Source organism: Niallia yueguangensis, assembly GCF_052663115.1.
Map to the genome: position 1 here is coordinate 174,404 of NZ_JBQTCX010000002.1, position 24,707 is coordinate 199,110.

Genomic DNA, 24,707 nt, shown 5'->3' on the forward strand with positions numbered 1-24,707 from the left:
TCTTATATGTTTTATCGGAATTTACTTTTAGTGGTGACATAGACTTTGGTTTATGTTTTAAATTTCTAAACTATTGCATTAGTATTTCTGATTATACTTTTGTAAATATTTACTTTATATTATTTTTATAAGAAACTAATCCGATTTGTTTAGGTAGAATTTTGAAAGGAGAATCTTAACGTAAAAGTTAATGTTCATTTTGCAAAAAAAGATAATGCCTGCATCTAACTATGAATTTTTCTGGCTTTTAAAACCGACTAAATACATGTGATAAATATGATATATGAAAGGAAATTAACGTCATGATGATGAATAAAGTGGTCGTGAAGAAGGACATTATCCGTCAACAAAATGTACCAGTCAGTATGCGAGATGGTACAAAATTGTATGCCGATATTTATCGGCCGAATGATAAAACTGATTATCCGATTCTACTATTAAGAACACCCTACAACAAAGAAGATGCACAAACAATGAATTATGCACATCCAATTTGGTATGCACAGCAAGGTTATGTTGTTATTGTTCAAGATACACGTGGACGGTGGTCGTCTGAAGGGGAATTTCATCCACTGGTTCACGAAGGAACAGATGGTTACGATACAATAGAATGGGCAGTTACGTTGCCTTATACCATTCCAAAGGTGGGAATGTATGGATTTTCATATATCGGGTTTTCACAACTTTTGACAGCGGCAGAGCAGCCTCCACATCTTGCATGTATTGCACCATTTATGTGTGGATCCAATTCAATAAAGGTTTCTGAGAATGGCGCCTTTCCATTAGCTCAAAATTTGTCTTGGGCGATCTTTGTTAGTCAAAATGAAGCAATCAGAAAAAAAGATGTGAAATGGCTTCAACAGCTTGCGACAACGAATATTCAAGAATTATATAGATATTTGCCATTGCAAGATGCACCGCTTATCAAAAATGAGCTTGCTCCATTCTATCAAAAGTGGATTCAACAACCACATGAAAAACAAGCAGATTCTTCATCATTATACGAAAATATTTTGGTTCCTGGTTTACATCTAGGTGGATGGTATGACATGTATGTGGACAAAACGATTGGAAATTACAAAGGAATAAAAGAAAAAAGCAAAAATGAGAATGCAAGAGAAAATCAATACTTAATTTTAACACCTTGGTATCATATGCCATGGTCTCGATATGTAGGGCAAATTGATTATGGCAAAAATGCAGAAAATCGGGTTAACGAAATACAAATTAAATGGTTTGACAGGTGGCTGAAAGATAGTCGAACGGCGTGGGGAGAAGACCCTGTTCGTTATTTTGTTACAGGAGAAAATAAATGGCATATGTCGAAACACTGGCCTTTGCCTGAGAGTGAAAGTAAAGTTCTTTACTTATCAAGTGAAGATCGAGCAAATTCAATTAATGGTACTGGAAAACTGGCAGAGGAAATATCAAAACAAAATAGTGAAAAAGATATTTATGTATATCATCCGTCCATCTATGTACCTGCAATTGGCGGCCGCTCTGGACCAGATCCCGTACAGACACCGATGGGACCACAAAATCAACAGCCTATTGAAATCCGTAATGATGTACTTGTGTATACATCTGAAATTCTAGCAGAAGATTTAGATGTAATAGGTGAGGTGAACGCAGAATTATATATTTCCACTACAGTAGAAGATACAGATTTTGCTGTTAAATTAATAGACGTTTATCCTGATGGCCGCTCTATCAATGTTGCAGAAGGACTGCTTCGTGCAAGTGCACGAAATGGAATAGATCAGCGCCAAGCTTTAATCCCTAATAAGGTATATCAATTGGACATTTCAGCGGGTTCCATTGCACATCGTTTTAAAAAGGGTCATGCTATCCGACTAAACATAACAAGCACATTGTTCCCAACATTTGATCGACATTGCAATCAGTTTTTGCCATTGGATGAAGTCACTGAACTAACGTTTAAAACAGCTACCCAAACGGTATACCATAGCGAACAATACCCATCCAATATACGGTTTACCATTAAAAATTCACATGGAGACTCGTCCTTACCATCTAAGAAAGAAAAGGGCCAGACTCAAACCTAATAAAGGTGGCGTGAGCGCAGCTCCGACCCCTTTTCTATAAACAAACAGGAGGATAGTAGATCTTGAAACATACATATATATGGTTTGATATCGGATATACCTTGTTATATCAACAGCGAGAAAAGATATATGATCAATATTTGAAAGAACAGAACATTCATCTACCTATCCAAAAAATTGAAGAAGCCTATCACTATGCTGATAAATTATTTATGCGTGAGTACCCGGGCATTCTTGGAACAAAAACAGACCATTTTTTTCCATGGTATTTGGGCGTGGTAAATCATTATTTACAACTTGCATTCCATCTAGAATCCCAAAACCGCTTTATGCAAAAAGAAATTAAGGAAACAAAACCATATTGGCTGCCTTTTTCCTTCACAAAAGACGTGCTTCATACGTTAAAGCAGGATGGGTATCGACTTGGTGTAATTAGTAATTGGGATAAGAGTGCACGCCCTTTATTAGATTACCATGGGTTAATTGACTATTTCGACCATATTATTATTTCCTCAGAAGTTGGCATCGAAAAACCAAGTAAACAGATATTCGAACTTGCTCTTAAGCAAGGGAAAACGAAAAGCGAGGAAAGTATTTATATTGGTGATAATTACTATGACGATGTTGTTGGCAGCGCAAAAGCGGGGATTAAAACATATTTGATTAATCGATTTGAAAATAAAGGAATTGAAGAGCTTCACTATCCGCATACCCTAGAGTCTATTAATGAACTGCCATCATTATTAAAAGCCATACGTGTATAAATGAGGAAATTAGAGGAGGATGAATGATGACTTTATATACAAGAAAAAGAACATGGTTACCTGCGTTACTATTGTTTGTTTTAAGCCTAGCTTTGTTATCGGGATGCAGTAATAGTAGTAACGTGGATAGCGATGCTTCCGAGGATAGTAAAGAATCAAAACCGAAATCAGGTGGGAGCATTGTCGTTGCAATACCTCAAGATTTGGATTATTTAGATCCACATTTAGCAGAAGCTGCTGGTACAAGAGAAGTAACGTTTAATATTTTTGAGGGATTATTAAAAGCAACTACAGATGGAGGCTTAGATTCTGCCATTGCAAAATCATACGAAATTTCCAAGGATGGCTTAACCTATACATTTGCTCTTCGTGATGGAGTCAAGTTCCATAACGGCCAAGACTTAACTTCAAAAGATGTTGTTTATTCTTATTCTAAGCTAGCTGGTTTAGATTCAGGGAAACCATTATCCGCTGGCTTTGCCAACGTTAAAAAGATTGAAGCACCAGATGATAAAACAGTTGTGGTTGGATTAAAAGAAAATGAAGCGGCAGTTATTACAGCTTTTACGGCGCCTATTATTCCAGCCGATTACAAAGACAGCAATAAAACTCCAATCGGAACGGGACCGTTCAAATTCGTAGAATATAAAGCAGGCCAGCATTTAATTGTGGAGAAAAATAAAGATTACTATATTAAAGGAGTTCCTTATTTAGATAAAGTAGAATTCCGCATTCTGCCAGACCCAGAAGCAGCATTCTTAGCTTTACAATCTGGTGAAATTGATATTTATCCACGGATTGCTACGGAAAAAGCAGAACAATTAACCACTGGTTTTAAAACAATCAGCAACGAGCAAAACTTAGTTCAGCTATTAGCCTTTAATAATAAAGTGAAACCATTTAATGATATTAAAGTTCGTCAAGCAATTAATTATGCAGTGGATATAGATGAAATTATCAAAGGAGTGGCTCTAGGGAAAGGGACAAAAATTGGTTCCAACTTAAGCCCTAAATTAAGCAAATACTATAACGATAGCTTAGAAGACTTATACCCAACAGATATAGAAAAAGCGAAGAAATTAATAGCTGAAGCTGGGCTGCCAGATGGATTCCAACTTACCATTACAGTTCCTTCCGTATATCCATTCCATGTTGATACAGCACAAGTAATCGCCAATCAATTAGAGAAGGTAGGAATTAAAACGAAGATTGAAACGGTTGAGTGGGGAGTTTGGTTAGAACGAGTTTATCAAGGGCGCGATTATGAAACAACTATTATTGGATTAGACGGAAAGCTTGACCCGTTTGAAATATTAAGTCGTTATATTTCAACAGCTGATAATAATTTCTTAAACTACAAGAATCCTAAGCTAGATAAAGTATTAAATCAAGCCAAAATTGAAACGGATGAAAATAAACGAATTTCTTTCATTAAAGAAGCTCAAAAAATTATTGCAGAGGATGCAGCAGCTGTTTTCATTATGGATCCTTATACAAATGTCACCTTTAAAGATACGATTAAGGGATACAAAACATATCCAATCTATGTTCAAGATTTATCATCAGTTTATATTGAAGAATAATAATCGGAGGGCATGGTATGGATTATGTACTAAAAAAAACATTAAGCTCCTTATTAACATTATTTCTTGTCGTCGTGCTCGTTTTTTTAGCTTTTCGAATCATTCCGGGTAATCCAGCTAATATTATTTTGGGAGTAGAGGCAACGCCTGCACAAATTGAAGCATTGGAACAAAAGCTTGGAATCGATAAGACACCAGTTGAACAATTTATTTATTGGGTTAAGGGAGTTTTTCTATTAGATTTTGGAGAGTCACTGCGTTTTTCAGAACCTGTTCTTTCACTTATTGGTGAAAGAATAGGTGTAACCTTTTCATTAGCTTGCATCGCCATTATTATTACGATTCTAGTATCTATTCCACTAGGGATAATTGCTGCCAATTATAAAGGGAAATTTCTAGATATATTCATTTCTATTAGCACCCAAATTGGTCTTGCCATTCCATCCTTTTGGATGGGGATATTATTAATTATGATCTTTGGTGTATTTTTTCATTTGATTAAAGTAGGCGGTTATGTGCCGTGGTCTGAAAATCCTTTATTAGCTTTTAAATCATTGCTATTTCCAGCTATTGCAATATCCATTCCTCAAATAGCAGTGCTTGTTAGGTACTTACGGACAACGATGATAGAACAATTAAATTTTGACTATGTGCGGACAGCTAAAAGCAAAGGCTTAAAAGATTCAGCTGTATTGTTTAGGCACGTATTAAAAAATGCTTTGATACCAGTTATTACGATCGCTGGCTTGAACTTTGGAGAAATTCTTGCTGGGAGTCTTGTGATTGAGCAAGTATATGCCTTGCCAGGTTTCGGAAGAATGCTTATTTCGGCAATTGGAGATCGCGATTTTCCACTTGTTCAAGGGATGGTTATTATGATTGCAATGATTGCAGTAATCGTAAATTTATTAGTCGACCTCTCCTACCGCTATCTAGATCCAAAAATAAAATGGAAGTAAGGAAGTGAGATGAAATGTTCAAAAAATTTAATCTAATAGCTGGAGGTGCGATTGTACTTTTCTTACTATTTATTTTTCTTATTAGCTTCTTTTATGTGCCATATGATGTTAATCAAATGAATATTGAAGATAGGCTTATGGAGCCAAACAGCCATTATTTAATGGGAACGGACAATTTTGGACGCGATGTATTAAGTCGAGTGATGAAAGGTTCTCAAACTGCGTTTATCGTTGGCGGTGGAGCAGTATTAATTGGGCTGTCGTTCGGGATTTTAATAGGTGCTGCGGCTGGTTATTTTGGCGGTTGGATTGATGAATTGCTCATGAGAATCATTGATGCATTATTGGCATTCCCAGGCATTCTATTAGCACTTATTTTAGTAGCAATTTTTCAACCTACTTTAGAGATTACGGTAATTGCAATTGGTATTATGACGATTCCAAGCTTTTCTCGCGTGATTAGAAGTGGATTTATTAAGTTTAAACAGATGGATTTCATTAGGGCTGCTCGAAATTTTGGATCTAGTAATTTTCGTGTCATCCTTCATCACATTTTACCAAACATTGTTTCTTCCATTATCGTAACTGCTTCTCTTAGTTTTTCCACTGCGATACTGGTAGAAGCTGCATTAAGTTATCTAGGATTAGGTGTACAACCCCCTGATCCGAGCTGGGGAAGAATGTTAAATGAGGCGCAAGGGTTTGCTAAGTTAGCTCCTTGGTATACTTTAGCGCCAGGTTTTATGTTAACGCTAACCATTCTTGGATTTAATTTGCTAGGTGACGGGATAAGAGATTTACATGATTTTTCGGAGTAAAGATTATTTTGGAGGATGGAGAGGATGAAAAAATGCCAGAAATATTATCAATTCAAAACCTGACCATTCAACTTGAACAAAATAGGAATATACTCCCTGTTCTTTTCGGACTTTCCTTAACGGTTCAAAAAGGGGAAATTTTTGGTATTGTTGGGGAATCAGGATGTGGAAAAAGCGTATTATCAAATTCCATTATCGGTTTACAGCCTGAAAAAATGTTCGCGTCAAAGGGAGATATCGTATTTGAAGGACAGTCCTTGTTAAACAAGTCAAAGCATCAATTGCAAAAAATGAGAGGAAATGAAATCTCAATGGTTTTTCAAAATCCGATGTCCTCTTTAAATCCATCCTTAACAATAGGGTATCAGATTATAGAAATCATTCGTACGCATCAAAAAGTTTCCAAAAAGGAAGCTAAAGAAATAGCGATTGAGGTTATGAAGAAAGTAGGTTTACCGCGTGCTGATCAATTGCTTTATGAGTACCCTCACCAACTATCAGGTGGAATGCAGCAACGTGTGATGATTGCTATTGCCATTGCTTGTCAGCCAATGCTGCTGATAGCGGATGAACCAACAACTGCTTTAGATGTTACGATACAAGCACAAATTTTAACATTATTAAAAGAAATACGGCGTGAGCAAGGCACGACAATATTACTCATTTCCCACGATTTAGGTGTAATGGGTGAAATATGTGATCGGATAGCGGTTATGTATGCTGGGGAAATAGTAGAGATTGGCACGACAGAACAACTTTTTGAAAACCCTAGTCATCCATATACGAAGGGTTTAATGCAATCCATCCCTTCACCGGATAAAAAGGGAAAACCGCTCTATTCCATCGCAGGAACTGTACCGCCGCTTCATGAACGAAAAGGCGGATGTCCCTTTGCTAGTCGCTGTCAACTATCAATCGAAAAATGCTTTGAATCAAAGCCACAACTTACAAAAGTTTCTGATGCTCATGATGTCAGATGCTACTTTAGTGAAATTGCGGAGGGAAATGATGAGTACGCAAGATCTTCTAGTTAAAGTGGAGAACATAAAAAAAACATATACACAGAGAAGGTTATATAAAACCAAAGAGTTGCATGCAGTTTCCAATGTAAGTCTTAGGTTAAGAAGAGGAGAAACGCTAGGGCTGGTCGGGGAAAGTGGAAGTGGCAAGTCCACTTTAGGCCAGGTGATTGGCCAATTGTTAGAACCTACCGAAGGAAATTTGATATTTGAAGGCCAAGTAATTGGAGATATGACCATCCAACAGAAAAGGCTGCTAAAAAAAGATATACAATATGTTTTTCAAGATGCATTTTCCGCATTAAATCCACAACATAAAGTCTCAAAACTAATGGAAGAGCCATTAATTATTCAAAAAATCGGAACACCAGCAGAGAGAAAAGCAAGGGTAAACGAGATGATGCATGATATTGGATTGGATGAGAGCTATCGTGATGCCTACATACACGAACTAAGCGGAGGACAAAGGCAGCGTGTCGGTATTGCAAGATCTCTTATATTACAACCCAAATTGCTGATTCTAGATGAACCCGTTTCTGCATTAGATGTCTCCGTTCAATCACAAATTTTGAATTTATTAAAAAGCTTGCAGCAAAAATATCAACTAACTTATTTGTTTATTTCACATGATTTGAATGTTGTACATTATATGAGTGATCGAATAGCAGTAATGTATTTAGGAAAAATGATCGAAATTGCCAATGTACATCATTTATATGAGACTCCCCTTCATCCATATACGAGAGCACTTGTTTCGGCTATTCCAACTTACAAAAGGCAAGGAGAACCACTATTGCTAGAAGGAGAGATTTCAAGTGCAATAGATAAGTTGAGCGGCTGCCCGCTATATAATCGTTGTCCTTTTGCAAAAGAAATATGTAAACAGAAAGAACCTATACTTGAGGAATTTAGTACAGATCAATACGTTTCATGCCATTTATATTAGACACAACAAAGACAAGGGAGAGGGTTTCATGAACCAATTTGTCACAAATACTATTTATAGGTCTATTCCGATTTATCAACGGACTTATTCAATTAAATGAAAACATACTAATATTAGTAGCGTTGTATGTGAATCTCTTTTAATAAAGGAATCGTAACTTTTTTGTCATGGCTGTTTTCTAAAAGTTTGTTGTTTTTGAAAAAAATAATAAACATAGCTGAAGCACTGAGCAGCCTGAATACACGTAGAATCCTGCTTAGAAAAGCGAGAAAGACGAGACCCCACAGGAGCATAGCGACGAGGAGGCTCGGCACTCGTCCGCGGAAAGCGAAGTGTATTCAGGCTGCGGGTTAAATAACAACAATCTATACGAAAAGAGCCTTCGTCATTTAAATTGGCCGAAGAAAAAAGGGATTAAAAAATATATATTAACTAAAATTTTGCAACAGCCAAATGAGCTTTAAACCCATATCAAAAAACGTTATGAAATTTTTGTGCTAATGATCATGAAGATGTAAAAATCTTCATTGAGGAGGATATTAGATGGTTATCGAGCAAAAACGAAAAAATAAAAAATTTATTGATAGTTTGAAAGATGGTAGACAGGTATGGATAGACGGAGAGAAAGTCAAAGAATTGTATGCACATCCTGCATTCGAAGGCACTTTAAATACCATTCAAGCGCTTTTTAATCAATTAGAAGATGTTAATGTACGTGACAAAATTGGATTCATTAGCCCCATTACAAAACAATATGTGCATAATGCATTCTTAGTTCCTAAAACGTTCGATGATTTGCATGCTAGAAAAGAAACTTTTACTTTTTGGGCGAATCAAACGCTAGGGAATATGTCTAGATTAGCAGAATCCGGAAGATCCTATCTAACAGGTTGGTATGCATCAAGAGAACTATTTAATCAGTATGACCCTGAATTTTCAAAAAAGATTACTCGTATTTATGAACAAGCGAGAGATGAAAATCGCTTAGCCATTTCGGTAGTAGCTGATCCACAAGTAAATCGAGCCAAGTCTCAACTAGAACAGGAAGATCCCGATTTATTGCTGAGAATTGTAAAGGAAACAGAAGAAGGTATCATTATTCGTGGTGCGAAAGTGATGGCCACAGCTGTTCCTTATGCCCATGATATTATAGTTCAATCGTCATTCAAATTTAATGAAGAAGAATGCAAGTATGCAAATCTATTGGTTGTTCCGGTCAATACACCAGGTATTCATATTATTTGCCGAGATTCCTTTTCTTCTTTAAATAAAGAGTTACATCCATTAAGCTCTCGTTATGAAGAAATGGATGCAACAATTGTTTTTGACGATGTTCTCGTGCCATGGGATCGAGTCCTTTTCCATCAAAATCCTCAAGGGGCTTGGAAAGCTCTTAAGCATAAAAGAGACAATAGTTTAGCGAATCATCAAAGTGTCATTAGGCTCATTGCAAAAATGGAATTTGTAGCTGGATTGGCATTTTCACTAACAGAGGCGATTGGTGTTCATGAATATCTAAATGTTCAAGAAAAGCTAGGAGAACTAGTTATTCAAATTGAAACGGTCAAAGCGCTAGTATCAGCTGCTGAAGCTGAAGCCCAATATGATGACTATGGAACTTTATGGCCTGATCCACTAAAACTGCGCATTGCCATCGATTTAGGGGCAAGCTATTATCCAAGAGCTATTGAAATTTTACAACAAGTTGTTGGCGGTGGATTACTGCAAGTGCCATCTATAGATCTTGAAAAAAATAAAGAGATACAAGGGTTTATTGATAAATATTACAGTGGAGCAAATGTTACTGCTGAAAGAAAGATCAAATTATTCAGATTAGCATGGGATTTGATTGGAAGCCCATTAGGTGCCCGCCATGAATTATACGATCGGTTTTTCTCAGGGGATCCGGTTAGAAATAATGCGGTTCGATATAAGGAATACAATAAAGATGCTTTAATTAAACGTGTAGAAAACTTTCTTAAATCATGATGATAGAATATCTTTCACTATAAAAAATCCGACTAAACCCATGTGATAAATATAAAACAGGCGAAATATCGCTAATATAAGCGGTTATATCATCAAATAATCCAATTTCATCAAACTAATTTAATGATTCCAGGAGGAGTGTAAAAATGTCTAAGATACACATTATTCATGAAAATGATGAGTGGACTGCACCTCTTATTCAACATTTAAAGGAGCTTAATTTACCATATGAAAGTTGGCATTTAAGTAAAGGTAGTTTAGATTTGACGCAGGAGCCTCCCAAAGGAATATTTTATAATCGAATGAGTGCATCATCTCATACACGTTCACACCGTTTCTCCCCAGAATATACAGGAGTTGTTTTAGATTGGTTACAAGCTTATGGACGAAAAGTTTTTAATGATCGTAATGCCCTTCGGCTTGAAATTAGTAAAGTAGCACAATACACAGCTTTGGAAGTCGAGGGGATTAAGGTTCCACATACAATTGCTGCAATGGGGAATGAGGAAATAATTAAGGCAAGTAAAAGTTTTGAAGGAAGAAGTTTTATTATAAAACATAATCGTGCAGGTAAAGGGTTAGGGGTACGATTATTTAAAAATTCGGAAGCGTTGAGGGTTGCTATTGAGTCAAATGAGCTTGAACCTTCAGTAGATGGTATTTACTTATTACAAGAATATATCGAATCTCCAACTTCCACAATTACACGTTGTGAATTTATTGGCGGAAAATTCGTTTACGCTGTTGAAGTCAGCACTTTGGACGGATTTGAGCTTTGTCCTGCAGATGCCTGTAACATTGATGATGTATTCTGCCCTACTACTGAACAAAAACAGTCAAAATTTACGATAATAGAAAATTTTAATCATCCCATTATTGAAAAGTATGAACGATTTTTAAGCAAAAATGGTATTTCAATTGCTGGTATAGAATTCATAAAAAATTCAGAGGGTGAAATTTTTACATATGATGTAAATACGAATACAAACTATAATAGTACAGCAGAAGAAGCAGCAGGTATTTATGGTATGAAGGAAATAGCAGTATTTTTGGGTAAACAACTAAAAGAGTTGTATTCTCTGAGATAACTAGTATTAGCAATATTTAATTCTGGAGCCTGACACCTGACGCTAATTCTGACGATTAAATACTGAAAAAGGGTTCAAATGTTAATAACTCTCAAGGAAGATGAAAAAGATAGTCTTCCCATAAAAATACTATGTTTTCAGTTGGGATAATTCTTATAGGTTTAATATGATTTAATAATATTAAGTTATTTTATTAGAAAATTCAACCTTTTTTAGCACTTTTTAACATGTTGAGATAAAGGAGTCAGACGCCCTAGAAAGACAAAATATAGTAATAAAAAGAAGTAACCGTCCCTAAATCGTAGGATGACGGTTATTTTTTATGTTTTTAAGTTTGTTTTTTTATAATAAGATGTGAAATAAAAAGCTCTGAATTCCAAGGAAGGAAGGTATGTTAGTATCGGAGCTGCATCAGGATGCTTTTTATTTCGGTATCGTTCATTAATAAATCGTAGTGTTTTTCATTGATTTTAGCTAAAGCAGCATCATGATAAAAGAATTCAGAAAAAAACTTTACAAATGGTTTGGACATTGTCTTTAATGCATGCCATGAATCATTTTCGACGCCGGCAAACATGGCTACTCGATCGTCTATAATAAGTAATCGAAATGGTTCTAATACGACATGTTCTTGTGCCGGTATGAGCGTATGTACCTTCGATAAATCAGTCTCCAAATCCCCTGTCACAAGGATTTCAACATCTATCCCATTTTCCTCTTTTTCCTTTAGAAGGGGCAAGTATTCTTGGAAATCATCTTTCCAGGCAGACATTCGAATAGACGTTTTTGCTTCTTGAATAAGCTGCTTACTTTGTGCACGAATGGAGGCATCTACTTTTAAGCTCCAGACACGATCATCGGTGTATAATTTTTTATCTGTATTTATCTTTAATTGTTTAATATTTTCTTGAAATTCTGCTGTTAATTTTTCGATTGCAAGTGATATCGGTAAAGCAGTATATAATTTTTTCTTTTCCGAAACGGAATTCATTATCATGCCCTTTTCAATCATACGTAATATCACTTCATATATTTTTGCTTTTGGGACGCCGGAATATTTCACTATTTTAGCAGCATCCATTGGCTCCTCGCTCGATGCAAGAACTTCGTAAACTTTATTTTCATATTGTGAAAAACCGAATTTCTCTAACATATATTCCACCTACCTGCCTTGTATGTCTGGCTTGCGATCTTTTCCTCTAAAGTAAGATGAGACTCGACTAACAGCCTCAAAACAGGAGAAACAAATCTATCACTATTTTAAATCAAAGCTAATAGAATGCAAATTATATATAGGTTAAAACTCTATTCTAGTAAGGAATTCTAGTTTATTCATTCTTTTGTTTGAATTTTCAAAAATTTAGTTTGACAAATTAAACCAAAATAAAGTAATCTAATATAGGTTACTTATTTAGTAGTAATCTTTTATAGTAGTTAACTAGATTATATTTAGAACTATTGAAATGGGTAGCCTAATTTATTGATCATGGGGGAAATTATTTTGTGGAAAAAAACGCTTCTTACTAGTTTTCTAGCTTTACAGTTTACTTTACCTTCCGTTTATGCGGAGGAATCTTCACCTAAACAACAATCTGAAACGATTGATTTTCAGATGTTGTCGATAAATGATTTTCATGGAAACCTTGATACAACAAGTACATTAGATGGTAAAGAGGTTGGAGGTGCTGCTTATTTAGCCACACATTTAAATGAACATCAAAAAGAGATGGAAGCCCAGACGGAAAAGGATGGGAAAAAATCTTATACACTTCGTTTGCATGCAGGAGATGCGGTTGGGGCAAGCCCTTCTATTTCCTCTTTGCTTCAAGACGAACCTACCATGAAAGCAATAAATAAAATGGGCTTTAAGCTCGGCACCCTTGGAAATCATGAATTTGACGAAGGAATTCCAGAATTTAAACGTCTTATCAGCGGATCATCTGTTCATCCAAAGGTAGCGAAATTAACAGAAGGAATGAACTATAAATATCATGGGATTGATAGTGACTTTAAATACATAGCAGCGAATGTTGTCGATAAATCTTCAGGGCAGCCTATTTTTGATCCATATATGGTAAAAGATATTGGTGGTGTAAAGGTTGGTTTTATCGGGATTGTAACAACAGAAACAAAAACATCTGTTATACCAACAAGTACTAAACCGTTCAATTTCCTTGATGAGGCAGGAACGATTAATAAGTATACAAAAGAGTTAAAAGGGCAAGGAGTAAAAGCGATCGTTGTTATTGCTCATGAGGGTGCTGCTACAAGCAATGGAGAAACGACGGGCATTATGGAGAAAGTAGCAAATAGTATAGATGATGAAGTGGATATTATCTTTGCGGCTCATAGTCACGAATATGCAAATGGCATTGTGGATGGAAAAGTTATTATTCAGGATTATAATTACGCAAAAGCTTTCGGTGATGTTCGAACAGAACTTGATCCAAAGACAAAAGACTTTGTTAAGAGTTCCATTAAAGCGGAAGTGGTGCCGAATACACGTGATGTAAACCCAGACCCGGAAATTCAATCGATCATTGATGAAGCAAAAAAAGTGACAGAAAAAGCAGAAAAACAGCCAATTGGACAAGCAGTCAGCGGTGACCCTATAGGAGAACGAAAGCCGGAGAATGGTGAAAATGCGCTTGGCAACCTAGTTACAGATGCACAGCGTTCTATGACGCAAGGTGCGGATTTTGCCATTACAAACTCTGGCGGTATTCGTGAAGCGCTGATTCCTGCAACAAATGACAAAGGGGAGCATATTATTACGTGGGGAGCAGCTTACAGTGTTCAGCCATTTAATAATTATATCCAGCTAATTGAGTTGACCGGACAACAAATTAAAGATGGATTAAATCAGCAATGGCAAAATCCTGAACATATTATGTTTTTGCAGATTTCTGGTTTTACATACACGTATGTGGATGGAAGCAAGGTAAAGAATTGCCCAAATAAATATTGTGTCCAAGATGTTTTTTTAGAAGATGGAAAAACAAAAATGGATATGAATAAAACATATAAAGTAGCAATGAATGAATTTCTGACAGCTGGCGGCGACGGATTTACCGCATTTGCTAATAAAAAACTGGTAAGAAATGATAGTGTAGATTCGGAAATGTTTGCCAACTATATTGAAAAGCTGTCCGCTGATGGAAAAAAGGTGGAGGCGAAAGTAGAAGGAAGGCAAAAACTTGTTGAACCAGCTGTAGGTACAAGAGAAAAACAAGTTTTGCAAGATGAAAACAGTGATAAAGAGAAAGAATCTGCCGGAAAAACAGTAGATAAGGAACAGACAAGCGGTACCACTCATAATGATAAAAATAACAGTAATGACAGTAATGCAGAAGGCAACAGCGATAATGATAAGGCGAGCAAAGGAGAGAAATTGCCAAATACAGCAACAAATATGTATAACTACTTGCTAATAGGTGTCATCATGATTGGGATTAGTATTATTTTCCTGAAAAAAGGTAAGAAAAATCATGCTTAGTTTTTATTAAATGAGGACAATGATGAGAAAATGGATAGGTTTCATTCTTTTACTAGCGGGAATTAGTTTTGTCGCAGTTAGTGGTAATCAAATTTGGAACCAACAAAAAGCACAAAAACAATCAGCAGAAAAAGCAAAGCTTGTTACTGCACAGATTAAACCGATAGAGAAGGAATTTAAACCGAAGAAAAGTGAGGTATTTGGCAAGCTTGTCATTCCAAAGATTGATGCTGATCTTCCTATTATTGAAGGTACAGATGCAGAGGAATTGGAAAAAGGAGTGGGACATTATATTACTACCGCCTTTCCTGGAGAAAGGGACCAGATTCTATTATCCGGCCATCGTGATACGGTGTTTCGCCGTTTTGATGAGTTAAAGCTTGGTGATCGTTTAGTGGTTGAAATGCCATACGGGAAATATGAGTATGAAATCAAAAAAACGAAAATCGTACATGCGGATGATACGACGATTATCCGATCAACCGCACCAGATGAAGTGTTAACACTATCCACTTGCTATCCATTTCGATATATCGGAGATGCCCCCGATCGTTTTATTTTTTATGCCTATCCTGTAAAGCAAGTATCGGTAAGATAAAACTAGGATGGAATGAGATGACTTTTTTTGTTTAACTAAAAAGGCATGTATAGTGCAAATAAGGTAAATAGTAAGTTTTAATTCTATAAAGATTAAACATGAGCAAACCTTATAGAGAGAAATTGAATGTGCTTTGATTCCAATTGAAGTAAAGGAGGTAAATCACTCATAGGAAAAATATAGGAATGTCTATAGTAAAGATTGGCTCAACTAACTATTAGGTAGAAGAATATCTTCTGATGGTTAGTTGAGCCTTATCTCAGTCGAAACTCATTCAGTCCATAAGGTAATGACAAAGGCACCTTTCACTTTATTTTATTACTTTAAACTACTATATAATTCTTTTAATGACTCTTTCGTCATTGTTACTGGATTGTTTAACATATTAGGTGCAAAGCTGTTTTCAACAAGTTTATCTAAATCTTCTTCTGTTTTGACACCTGCATCTTCTAACGTCATTTTTAATCCCATTGCTTTTTTCATTTCGTCAATACGGTCCGCTAATGCTTCCGCGTTTTTAAATCCAAGACGTTGACTAAAAGCATTTAAACGTTCTGATTCATTTTCTAATTGGCTGTTCAATTTCCAAAAGGAAGGAAGTGTCATCGCACATGCTTCACCATGTGGAACGCCAAAATCTTGGGTTAGTGGGTAAGAACAAGCGTGTGCAGCTGCTGTTTGAGTTAGGTTAAAAGCCATGCCTGCTGTAACGGATGCTTCACTCATTTTCGCTCTTGCTTCTATGTTGTCTGGTTCATGATAGGCAGTCAGCAAGTGCTGGAATACAAGAGATGCCGCTCGTTCAGCTGCCATATCAGTAAAGGGCTGATGCTTCTTTCCATAATAGGCTTCAAGCGAATGGGCAAGCACATCAATGCCGCTTACAGCCGTAACAGATGGTGGACAAGTTATCGTTAATTCTGGGTCAATTAAAGCATACACAGGGTAGAAAAAATCACTGGCAATTGGAGCTTTTATATCGTTTTCTGTGTCCGTTAATACAGACACTGTTGTGACTTCACTAGCTGTTCCAGATGTTGTTGGAACGGCAATCATTGGAATTCCAGACGCTGTAATAGGACGCTTTTTGGAAAAGAAATCAGCCGTTCCATAAGGAGTGCTGGCGACGAAACAAGCAACTTTAGCGCAATCCAAAATGCTGCCGCCACCAAGTGCCACCGCAAATTCACATTCATATTCACGAATCATTTTTGCGCAAGCGTCTGTATTGTTTACTGTTGGATTTGGCTGGATATCAGAAAAAATGGTGACAATGCGTCCTTCTGATTGTTCCATGACTTCTTGTGCAATCCCGCTGCGGACCATGGAGGGTGCACTAATTAAAATTCCTTTTTTCATATTCATTTTTTCTAAAATTTTTGGCAATATTTTAAGTTTTCCTGCCCCAAAATCAATAGGTACAGGCTGTTTATAAAAAAAATTCTCCATTAGTTAAAATTCCCCTTTTTTATTGTGGCTGAATTTGTATCTACGCCGACAAAGGGATATGCTTTATACCCTTATCGGCTGGAAAATACTCTGTAAGAAGGATTCCTTCAAGTAATTATCTTTAAGGTTTAATTAAGATATTTCTTATTTCGTGATTAGTGTTTTGTCAGAAAATAAGAACTCATTTTCGAAAATATTTACTACTTTTTCAAAGATATCCATTGCTTCGTTTAATTCTTGCTCTGTAATAACTAATGGTGGCGCAATAATGACACTAGATTCATGTGAATACGTATAAAAGCCATTTTCGCTCAATAAGCTGACAAACTTGTTCATTAGTCCAACTTTATCTTTTCCATAGTCCATACCATAAGCTATGACAGGCTCTTTTGTTTCTTTATTTTTTACAAGCTCTACTGCAGCAAATAATCCAATATGACGGACTTCACCTATAGAGTTATATTGATAGAGTTTTTCTAAGCGTTCTGCCAACACTTTTCCAACTGTTTCTGCGTTTTCAAACATTTTTTCTTCCTTATAAACATCTAATGTTGCATTGCCAATTTGTGTGGAAACGGTATGTCCACTGTAAGTTAAACCAGTCATCAGTACGTTGTTATCGAAGTAGTTTGCTATTGCTTCGCTAACAATGATCCCGCCAAGAGGTGCATATCCACTAGTAACTCCTTTTGCAAAAGTCATCATGTCCGGTTGGAAATCAAAATGATCTACAGCAAATGTTTTTCCTGTACGTCCAAACCCAGTCATCACTTCATCACAAATCATCAGGATTCCGAATTCATCACATAATTTACGTACACCTTCTAGATATCCTTTAGGTGGGATGAGCACGCCGTTGCTTCCGGGAATAGGTTCCATAAAGATTGCAGCAATCGTTTCGGGTCCCTCATATAACAGTTGGTTCTTTAAACGGTCTAAATAAAATTTAGTAGCAGCTTCTTCAGTATCAAAATCAATCACTTCCCGATATAAATAAGGAGTATCAAATTTAATAAAGCCAGGCAGTCCTGGTTCTACTGTAAAGCGGCGACCTTCACCAGTTAGATTTCCAGCTCCAAAAGTGGCGCCATGATAGGAACGGTAGCGGGAGAAAATTTTATAGCGTCCTGTTGCCATACGTGCAATTTTCACTGCATGATCATTGGATTCTGCCCCTCCGCAAGTGAAGAACACTTTTGCCATGTTATCTGGAGCAATTTCGATAATTTTGCGGGCTAATTCTGCTTTCGAAGCTGTGGCAAAGCCTGGTGCTGCCATCGGTATCTCGCCAATATGCTGGAATTCTTCCAGAACCTTTGGGTGTTGATGCCCTATATTTAAATAAACGAGCTGTGAACACATATCAAAATATCTCTTATCTGTGTCATCCCAGAAATAAACCCCCTTAGCCTTTGAGATTGTCTTTGGATTAATATTTTTTTGTTTTGCCCAAGATTGCAAAACATATTGTTTCGTATCTTTTTTGACTTGTGATACCTCGATTGTTTTCATCTGAAATACACTCCATTCTCTAATAAAAATTAATTATATTCATCATAAACTAATTAATTATCAGAAAATAGTGACAATTTTAACGAAAAACATTGTGCATTTGCACAATTGCTTTACCTAACACTACTAAATGACGTCCTCAATCATAAATGCTAATGAGATGTTTGTTTTAGTAAATGAACTATTTAAATTAATATCTAAAATAGATTCGATTTTTTTAATTTTATAGAGGACAGTGTTCCGATGAATAAACACTCTTCGTCCAATGTTGGCTGAATGTCCATCTTCTTCAAGAAAAATACGGAGGAAATGAACAAAATCCGTTCCATTCAATTTGTCGTAGCGATAGAGATGCCCTAATATACCTTGATGGAATGCCTCCAAAATTTGTCGATCATGTACACCCATAAGTATTTTATAAGCACCAATCTCTTTATACCTGCAAAGAAATGGATTATCGTGGCGTTGGGTGAGATGAATAACTGTTACTGCTTCGTGATAGCTTTTGGAAATATCTGCTATACTTTTATAAAAATTGCCCTTACCAATATGTAATTTTGCTTTGTCCCTCTTTTTTTTACTTTTGGTATAGATACTTTCAACTGTTTTTGAAAATGGAATTTCTGGCGTTTGTATCTCAGAGTGTTCAACCATGTAGATGAGTTGATTTTCGTAAACGACAGAAAGAAGCTGTTTATATCTTTTATTAAAAGTATGTTCTATTTGATCGATAAATGTTGTGATAGACACATCTGAATGGCTGACCGCACAAACAATAATGCTGAATGTTGCATCCGATTTGTAGCCTAAGTGAGAAAGTTCATTGGAAATATTCTCGTAAGGGGGATCTGGATTGAATAGGAGATTTGTTAGTATTTTCTCCGTTCTAGTTTGAGCATTTTGTGCTGTTGCCAAAAATTGAACCGTAATTTTTAAAAAGTCAGCTACTCGATAATCCCATGGCATTTGAAAGACTGGGAAATGATGAGCATCAGCGAAAGTCAAAATTTGTTTTGGGATACTTGGGATATATGGACCTGTATTCAAAACAATGCCAGCAGCTTTGCGATGGAATGCAATCTCAACCATATCCACTAACTTTTCTGGATTGTTTTCCATATTAATGCCCGTCGTAATAATTAATTCATTTGGTCTGTAAAATTCAGCTAGATCACTGCTCTCTGTTACATTAACACCAGTAATAGGGCGATCTAGACCCTTTTCACCAGCTACTATGCTGATCACATTAAATTCGGATGATGCTGTAAATTGTTTTAGAGTCACCATTGAGTAAATCTCCTTTCGATGCTTGAAGTTACATGAAGTTATCTCATCGCATGTGTTTAAAAAAGGATGAGATGCCTTTTAGTTATTTTCATATGTTCATAAACTTAAAATCTCCTATACAAAAGATCATTGTTCTTTTTTTATAATAGAATAAGCGTTATTTAATTCTTAAGATTTACAGTTGGGAAATTCATCAGTTTATGGACACGTAAAGCGAGTTCAATACAGATTCTTTTTTCGGATAGCAGGTAGTTATCGCCGAGTATTTCATTTAATTTATCCAGTCTATGGTAGAGTGTTTGGCGATGTATAAACAAACTACTAGCTGTTTCTTTTTTTGATCCCATACACTTTAAGTATTCATCAAGAGTTTCTAACAAATTTGTATTATTTTGCTTATCATAATCTAAAACATCGCCTAAATGGAATTCTATAAATGACGTAAGTAGATGACGGTCAGGAATCCCTTTTAATATTCTATATACACCAATATTTTCATAAAAAGGATTGATAGTGGCCGAAGGTATTGCGAGTGAAACATCTATTACATCATAAGCCTCTTTAAAACTGATGCTTACATTTTCAATTTTGTCTTTTATTTGGCCGAACCCAATATGAACAGATAGTTTTTCGGAATAAAATTCAGAAAGAGTATGACTAAATTGTTCCATGACATTTGTCAGTCCTTTTTTTAGTTGTTTTAGGACGAGAGAGTCACCAAACGATTCTCGAATACACAAGATTAATATTTGGTTGTTTTTTATGGTAAGTAAACTATATAATCCATTCTTTTTTAATAAAGACCTCAGTAGTACTAATATATCTTGGTTCCTTGACTCCACTTCCTCTCCCGTATTCTCTAAATTTGACTCTAAATAAAATACACCAGCCATGTAAAGGTATTTTCCATTTGGCAAGGTACGTAATCCAATCTTGGCCCATGTTTGTTTCTCGTTTGTCACTTTATTATGAAGAATATCATTTATAAGTTGATTATGATGTTCCATTGTTTTTTCTTCTAAAAACAATTTTCTTAGTAGGATGTGAGCAATTGATTTTGCTACATAATCAAGCATCAAATAAAGAATTTCTGTTTCGTTCCTATGATGAAGGATGATACCCACATAAGCTAATGTTTGTCCTAAACAAATAACAGGAAGAGAAATAAGAGAATAATCTTCATCTATTGTTATCACTTGCTTCTCTTGTGTAAATTCTCTTGGTTGATCACCTATATTCTTAAAAATATTATTTATGGTTTCTTGCATCATTGATGAAAGGGAAGGATGACTGTAGTTTCGATCAATTAAAGAATAATAAACGACTTGAGATGATGAATGATTATGCATTAGTCGCAATATGGGCTGAATATCTGTAGATTGTAAAGAAGTATGTTGGAGTACCCTAGAAAAGGCCTCCAGATTTTTTAATATTTGGTGTTGTTTGTTTATCAATAAGGAATGGATGTCTTGTGTAATATCCACAAAACGAACAGGCTTTTTGAAAACAATTAATGGAAAGTCATTTTGATCTGCAATTTCCACAATATCCTTGGGTATATCTTTCAGGTGCTCTCCTAATTCAACACAGATTCCAGCTGCCTGCTGTTTAATTAATTCTTTCATATATTGTGTTCGATCTGCCTTGTTTTGAAGTAAAGCAAGCCCTGTTGTTAAGATAAGGTCATTATTATTTGTAAATGAGGAAGGTGGAGTTATTTCTAATATATGTACCCACGCTACTTTTCGAGAAATTCCTTTTTTGCCAGCTATTAATTGAGCGTGTTTAAATAAAGAACGGTTTAATATTTCATTTACTTTTAATGAATTTTCCATTGTCACCTGTATATACCTCCTTAAATGTTGCGTCTTATAACTTAAATGCGTGTTTCATAGAACGATACTTCTTGTTCAAATTATTTATTTAATTTATCGTAAACTCGACTTTTGTGTAAGAGTTTATAAATGTATTTTGCTGCTATTATGATAATTATAATAGGTTTTTATCGTTCTTAATAGTTTGATGTTACATATTGTAACATCGTTTCTGCTAAACTCCGACAGGATGTATGATGAAAATTAAATGGTTTAAGTTTAGTATTCTTAATATAAATTAAATTCTAACTTTTTAGATAATTTAAAAATTCTGTTAAACAAGGGGGATATAAGATGAATAATAATTTAGTCGACGAAACGAATGTTTTGGAAGTAAGGGATCCATCTTTATACAATGAAGACCTTGCACCCGTTCCAAAGGAGAAAAGAAATTGGAATTGGCTGAATTACACGACAGTATGGATGGGAATGGTTCATAATATTGTAGCTTATGAGACAGCAGGAAGTTTGCTTGGCCTAGGAATGAATGTTTGGCAAGCACTAGGAACGGTGATTTTTGCCAATATTATTTTGATTATTGCGATGTGGTTGAATAGTTCATCGGGAGCAAAATATGGTCTGCCCTTCCCTGTTTTAGTTCGTGCCTCTTTTGGATATAATGGCGCACAATTCCCTATTATTATTCGAGGGTTTGTTGCAATTTTTTGGTTTGCCGTACAAGCGTATGCAGGAAGCAAGGCAGTTGGAGCTGTCTTAGGTGTGTTGATACCCGGATGGAACAGCTTATCGGATATTCATGTTATTGGAATGGGTTTAAATGATGCTATCGCAGTAGCATTATTTTGGATATTGCATGCAGTTATCATCTCTCATGGGATGGAACGTGTGAAATTCTTTGAACTATGGGCAGGTCCCCTTGTTATTGTCCTGGGACTAGGACTTGTCATTTGGGCAATTATTGTTTCAAAGGGGGTTGGGCCTTTATTTTCTGAACCTTCCACATTATCAGGAGGAGAATTTTGGAATGTATTTTGGATTTCCGTTACAGGACTTGTTGGAACCTGGGCTACCTTAATCTTGAATGTTCCAGATTTTACTCGTTTTTCTCGTAGTCAAAAGGATCAGGTTATCGGCCAAGGTATAGGGCTGCCAGGAACAGCTATTATTTTTTCGATTATGAGTATTATTACTACCTCAGGAACGATTATTGCTTTTGGCAGACCGATTTGGAATCCAGTTGAACTTCTGCAAACATTTGATAATCCAATTGTCCTTATTTTAGGAGCATTTACGTTGCTGATTGCGACATTATCGGTAAATGTTGCAGCAAACGTTGTATCTTCAGCATATGATTTAGTCAATTTGTTTCCTAAGAAACTAACCTTTGTTAAAGCAGGAATTATCTCTATCGTATTAGCTGTGTTATTTATGCCATGGCTTTGGTTCAACAATGCAGGAACCATTTTTAACGTACTTGGCGCAATTGGAGGGGCGCTTGGTCCGGTAGCAGGAATCATGATTGCAGATTATTATATTGTGAAACGCAAGAAGTATGATTTGGCAAGCTTTTATAAAAAGACTGGAGATTATGCTTATAAAAAAGGCTATAATCCAAAAGCGTTCATCGCATTAGTGATTGGATTAATCGCTTCCTTTATAGGGTTGATGGTTCCAGCGCTTAAAGATCTCTACACCTATTCCTGGTTTTTAGGAATTGGCTTTGGCTTTATTTCTTATATTGTTTTAATGCAGCCATCGATCAAGGAAAAAAGAGTAGACATTGAAAATACTTCATCTTCTACCAATTAAGGCTTTGATGTAGTATCAAGCGATCTTTTTCGTAATATTTAATCCGTAATATTAATAGACTAAAAAGGTTGATGTTAAAGGGTTTCACAACTCTTTAACATCAACCTTTTTTAGTATGATTTTTGTTAAATGATGAAGTAGTTGGAGTTTAATGTTTTTTTAAATTGCTCCTCTTCAAACGTATACAGGGTATAGTCAACAATCTATTATTTTTTTGATTTTTTGTTTATGATAAAATGTTGTTAATGATAGGTCGCATGTTAGAAGAAACAATTAATTAAGCTAATAATAAAATTGGAAGCCTTGAAGCAGTCCGTTGATAGATATATCCAATAACTTAGGATAATAAAGTCACATACAAAGAATATTTAAAGAAGTGAAAGAAGTGACACCATGAAAAAAGAAGAACTTGAAGCCAAAATTAAATCTATAGAGGAAAAAATTGAAAGCTATCAAAATTTTTTAATAAATTTAAATGAGGAGTTGAAGGAGTTAATTAAACAGGAAGAGGAAAGGAAAAGATATATTTCTTCAAAAGAAATTATAGATTTAATTTATGAACATACTGGTAAAAATACAAACATGTCAACCATAAAAAGATGGGCTGATGAGGGGTATATAGGTAATATTATCAATGAAAAAGACAAGTTTTGGGCTTTAAAATCAAAGCAAGGAAAAAAGAGATTTTTATATCCAAAAGAGGATGTATACAACTTTTTATATCAAAAAGGATATCTTTGGCCAAAATACGAGGTATTAGATCGGGTATTAATAAGTGAGAATAATCATGAATTACTAACAGGAATAATCGTTAACTCTTATTTGAAAAAAGATGAATTCCATTATACGATTCAGGTGGAAGGCAATATGAAAATTATTAAGGAGATAAAAGAGACCTTGCTAAAGAAGTTAACATAGGAGAGTAGGTATAGAATGAAAGCCAAAATCAAGATGAAAAATACAACAAAAAATCAAGAAATAGGACGTAAGATTAGAGATTCAAATCATAAAGATGGTAACCTTATTGAAATCTCTTTCAATAGCGATTTATCTGAAATTTTTTTTGAAGGAGAAGAAATATCAATTACCCAAAAAGAGTGGTTCAGCAATGATATGTTAGTTGAAGGACAATTAAAAGAAAAAGAAAATGGATATATTATTCTGCCGAAAGATAAAGGCAAAACGATTAACCTTTATCTTGATTCTGAACTTGTGAAGGAATTGAACGAAATTAGGCGGCACGTTATAAGCAAAACGCAGCATGATATTGTGCTTGAGGTATTTAAAAAAGGACTCGACCATTATAAAAAAGAGTGAATTTTGTGAAAGTCTTGATAAACAATTTCAAGAAATAGATATATGAAATTGTGGTTTTGGCTATTCAGCTTGTAATCATATAATTGTCTAAACTTGAGTTGTTTATAATTTTAATTTGAAATTATCCTCTACGAATTCCCCTTTTTAATTATTTAGCTTCTGTCTACTATTC

At 35.4% G+C, this 24,707-nt stretch carries 19 protein-coding genes; 14 read left to right on the plus strand and 5 right to left on the minus strand.

Annotation, left to right across the window (positions count from 1 at the left end):
* Positions 1-302: 302 nt before the first annotated feature.
* The 9 genes from ACTYA4_RS02500 (at position 303) to ACTYA4_RS02540 (ending at position 11,232) form a co-directional block, all read left to right on the plus strand.
* Positions 303-2,066, plus strand: a complete 1,764-nt coding sequence (locus ACTYA4_RS02500) for a CocE/NonD family hydrolase (RefSeq protein WP_443482058.1) — start codon at positions 303-305, stop codon at positions 2,064-2,066.
* Positions 2,067-2,128: 62 nt separating this feature from the next.
* Entirely contained in the window at positions 2,129-2,830 is a 702-nt protein-coding gene (locus ACTYA4_RS02505; RefSeq protein ID WP_443482059.1) for an HAD family hydrolase, read from the plus strand.
* 23 nt (positions 2,831-2,853) lie between these two features.
* Positions 2,854-4,413: an ABC transporter substrate-binding protein gene (locus ACTYA4_RS02510; RefSeq protein ID WP_445505467.1), complete on the plus strand. Its 1,560-nt coding sequence runs from the start codon at positions 2,854-2,856 to the stop codon at positions 4,411-4,413.
* A 17-nt stretch (positions 4,414-4,430) separates the two neighbouring features.
* Positions 4,431-5,372 carry an ABC transporter permease gene (locus tag ACTYA4_RS02515; RefSeq protein ID WP_445505468.1) on the plus strand — a complete coding sequence of 314 codons (942 nt, stop codon included), beginning with the start codon at positions 4,431-4,433 and terminating at the stop codon, positions 5,370-5,372.
* 14 nt (positions 5,373-5,386) lie between these two features.
* On the plus strand, positions 5,387-6,190 hold the full coding sequence (locus tag ACTYA4_RS02520) for an ABC transporter permease (protein WP_443482062.1): 804 nt from the start codon (positions 5,387-5,389) through the stop codon (positions 6,188-6,190).
* Between the two features lie 32 nt (positions 6,191-6,222).
* The gene (locus ACTYA4_RS02525; protein WP_445505469.1) at positions 6,223-7,224 is read left to right on the plus strand and encodes an ABC transporter ATP-binding protein; all 1,002 of its coding nucleotides are present in this window, start codon (positions 6,223-6,225) and stop codon (positions 7,222-7,224) included.
* Entirely contained in the window at positions 7,199-8,155 is a 957-nt protein-coding gene (locus ACTYA4_RS02530; protein ID WP_445505470.1) for an ABC transporter ATP-binding protein, read from the plus strand. Before ACTYA4_RS02525 ends, ACTYA4_RS02530 begins: the two co-directional genes overlap by 26 nt.
* Positions 8,156-8,698: 543 nt before the next feature.
* Positions 8,699-10,144: a 4-hydroxyphenylacetate 3-hydroxylase family protein gene (locus ACTYA4_RS02535; protein WP_445505471.1), complete on the plus strand. Its 1,446-nt coding sequence runs from the start codon at positions 8,699-8,701 to the stop codon at positions 10,142-10,144.
* A gap of 146 nt (positions 10,145-10,290) precedes the next feature.
* Positions 10,291-11,232 (plus strand): ATP-grasp domain-containing protein, encoded by a 942-nt coding sequence (locus ACTYA4_RS02540; protein WP_443482066.1) that lies wholly within the window; start codon positions 10,291-10,293, stop codon positions 11,230-11,232.
* Between the two features lie 394 nt (positions 11,233-11,626).
* Here ACTYA4_RS02540 and ACTYA4_RS02545 read toward each other — a convergent pair whose 3' ends face one another.
* Positions 11,627-12,385: a TrmB family transcriptional regulator gene (locus tag ACTYA4_RS02545; protein ID WP_445505472.1), complete on the minus strand. Its 759-nt coding sequence runs from the start codon at positions 12,383-12,385 to the stop codon at positions 11,627-11,629.
* Between the two features lie 348 nt (positions 12,386-12,733).
* On the opposite strand from ACTYA4_RS02545, the gene ACTYA4_RS02550 reads away from it, so the two are divergent.
* Both ACTYA4_RS02550 and srtD read left to right on the plus strand, forming a co-directional pair.
* A complete protein-coding gene (locus tag ACTYA4_RS02550) occupies positions 12,734-14,728 on the plus strand; it encodes a 5'-nucleotidase C-terminal domain-containing protein (protein WP_445505473.1) in 1,995 nt (664 codons plus the stop codon).
* 22 nt (positions 14,729-14,750) lie between these two features.
* Positions 14,751-15,326, plus strand: coding sequence for a class D sortase, LPxTATN-specific (gene srtD / locus ACTYA4_RS02555; RefSeq protein WP_443482069.1), 576 nt, complete (start codon positions 14,751-14,753; stop codon positions 15,324-15,326).
* A 318-nt stretch (positions 15,327-15,644) separates the two neighbouring features.
* Here the strand turns inward: srtD and ACTYA4_RS02560 are convergent, their stop codons facing one another.
* The 4 genes from ACTYA4_RS02560 to ACTYA4_RS02575 all read right to left on the minus strand — a co-directional run bounded on the left by ACTYA4_RS02560 (position 15,645) and on the right by ACTYA4_RS02575 (position 21,409).
* Complete coding sequence (locus ACTYA4_RS02560) at positions 15,645-16,775, minus strand: iron-containing alcohol dehydrogenase family protein (RefSeq protein ID WP_445505474.1); 1,131 nt, start codon at positions 16,773-16,775, stop codon at positions 15,645-15,647.
* A 144-nt stretch (positions 16,776-16,919) separates the two neighbouring features.
* Positions 16,920-18,287, minus strand: coding sequence for an aminotransferase class III-fold pyridoxal phosphate-dependent enzyme (locus ACTYA4_RS02565; protein WP_443482071.1), 1,368 nt, complete (start codon positions 18,285-18,287; stop codon positions 16,920-16,922).
* 126 nt (positions 18,288-18,413) lie between these two features.
* Complete coding sequence (locus tag ACTYA4_RS02570) at positions 18,414-19,574, minus strand: PucR family transcriptional regulator (RefSeq protein ID WP_443482072.1); 1,161 nt, start codon at positions 19,572-19,574, stop codon at positions 18,414-18,416.
* 161 nt (positions 19,575-19,735) lie between these two features.
* Positions 19,736-21,409: a PucR family transcriptional regulator gene (locus ACTYA4_RS02575; protein WP_445505513.1), complete on the minus strand. Its 1,674-nt coding sequence runs from the start codon at positions 21,407-21,409 to the stop codon at positions 19,736-19,738.
* A 333-nt stretch (positions 21,410-21,742) separates the two neighbouring features.
* Here ACTYA4_RS02575 and ACTYA4_RS02580 point away from each other — a divergent pair, with 333 nt between their 5' ends.
* The 3 genes from ACTYA4_RS02580 to ACTYA4_RS02590 all read left to right on the plus strand — a co-directional run bounded on the left by ACTYA4_RS02580 (position 21,743) and on the right by ACTYA4_RS02590 (position 24,535).
* Positions 21,743-23,218 (plus strand): NCS1 family nucleobase:cation symporter-1, encoded by a 1,476-nt coding sequence (locus tag ACTYA4_RS02580; protein ID WP_445505475.1) that lies wholly within the window; start codon positions 21,743-21,745, stop codon positions 23,216-23,218.
* A gap of 393 nt (positions 23,219-23,611) precedes the next feature.
* On the plus strand, positions 23,612-24,136 hold the full coding sequence (locus ACTYA4_RS02585; RefSeq protein WP_443482074.1) for a hypothetical protein: 525 nt from the start codon (positions 23,612-23,614) through the stop codon (positions 24,134-24,136).
* Between the two features lie 15 nt (positions 24,137-24,151).
* Positions 24,152-24,535 carry a hypothetical protein gene (locus ACTYA4_RS02590; protein ID WP_443482075.1) on the plus strand — a complete coding sequence of 128 codons (384 nt, stop codon included), beginning with the start codon at positions 24,152-24,154 and terminating at the stop codon, positions 24,533-24,535.
* Positions 24,536-24,707 lie beyond the last annotated feature (172 nt).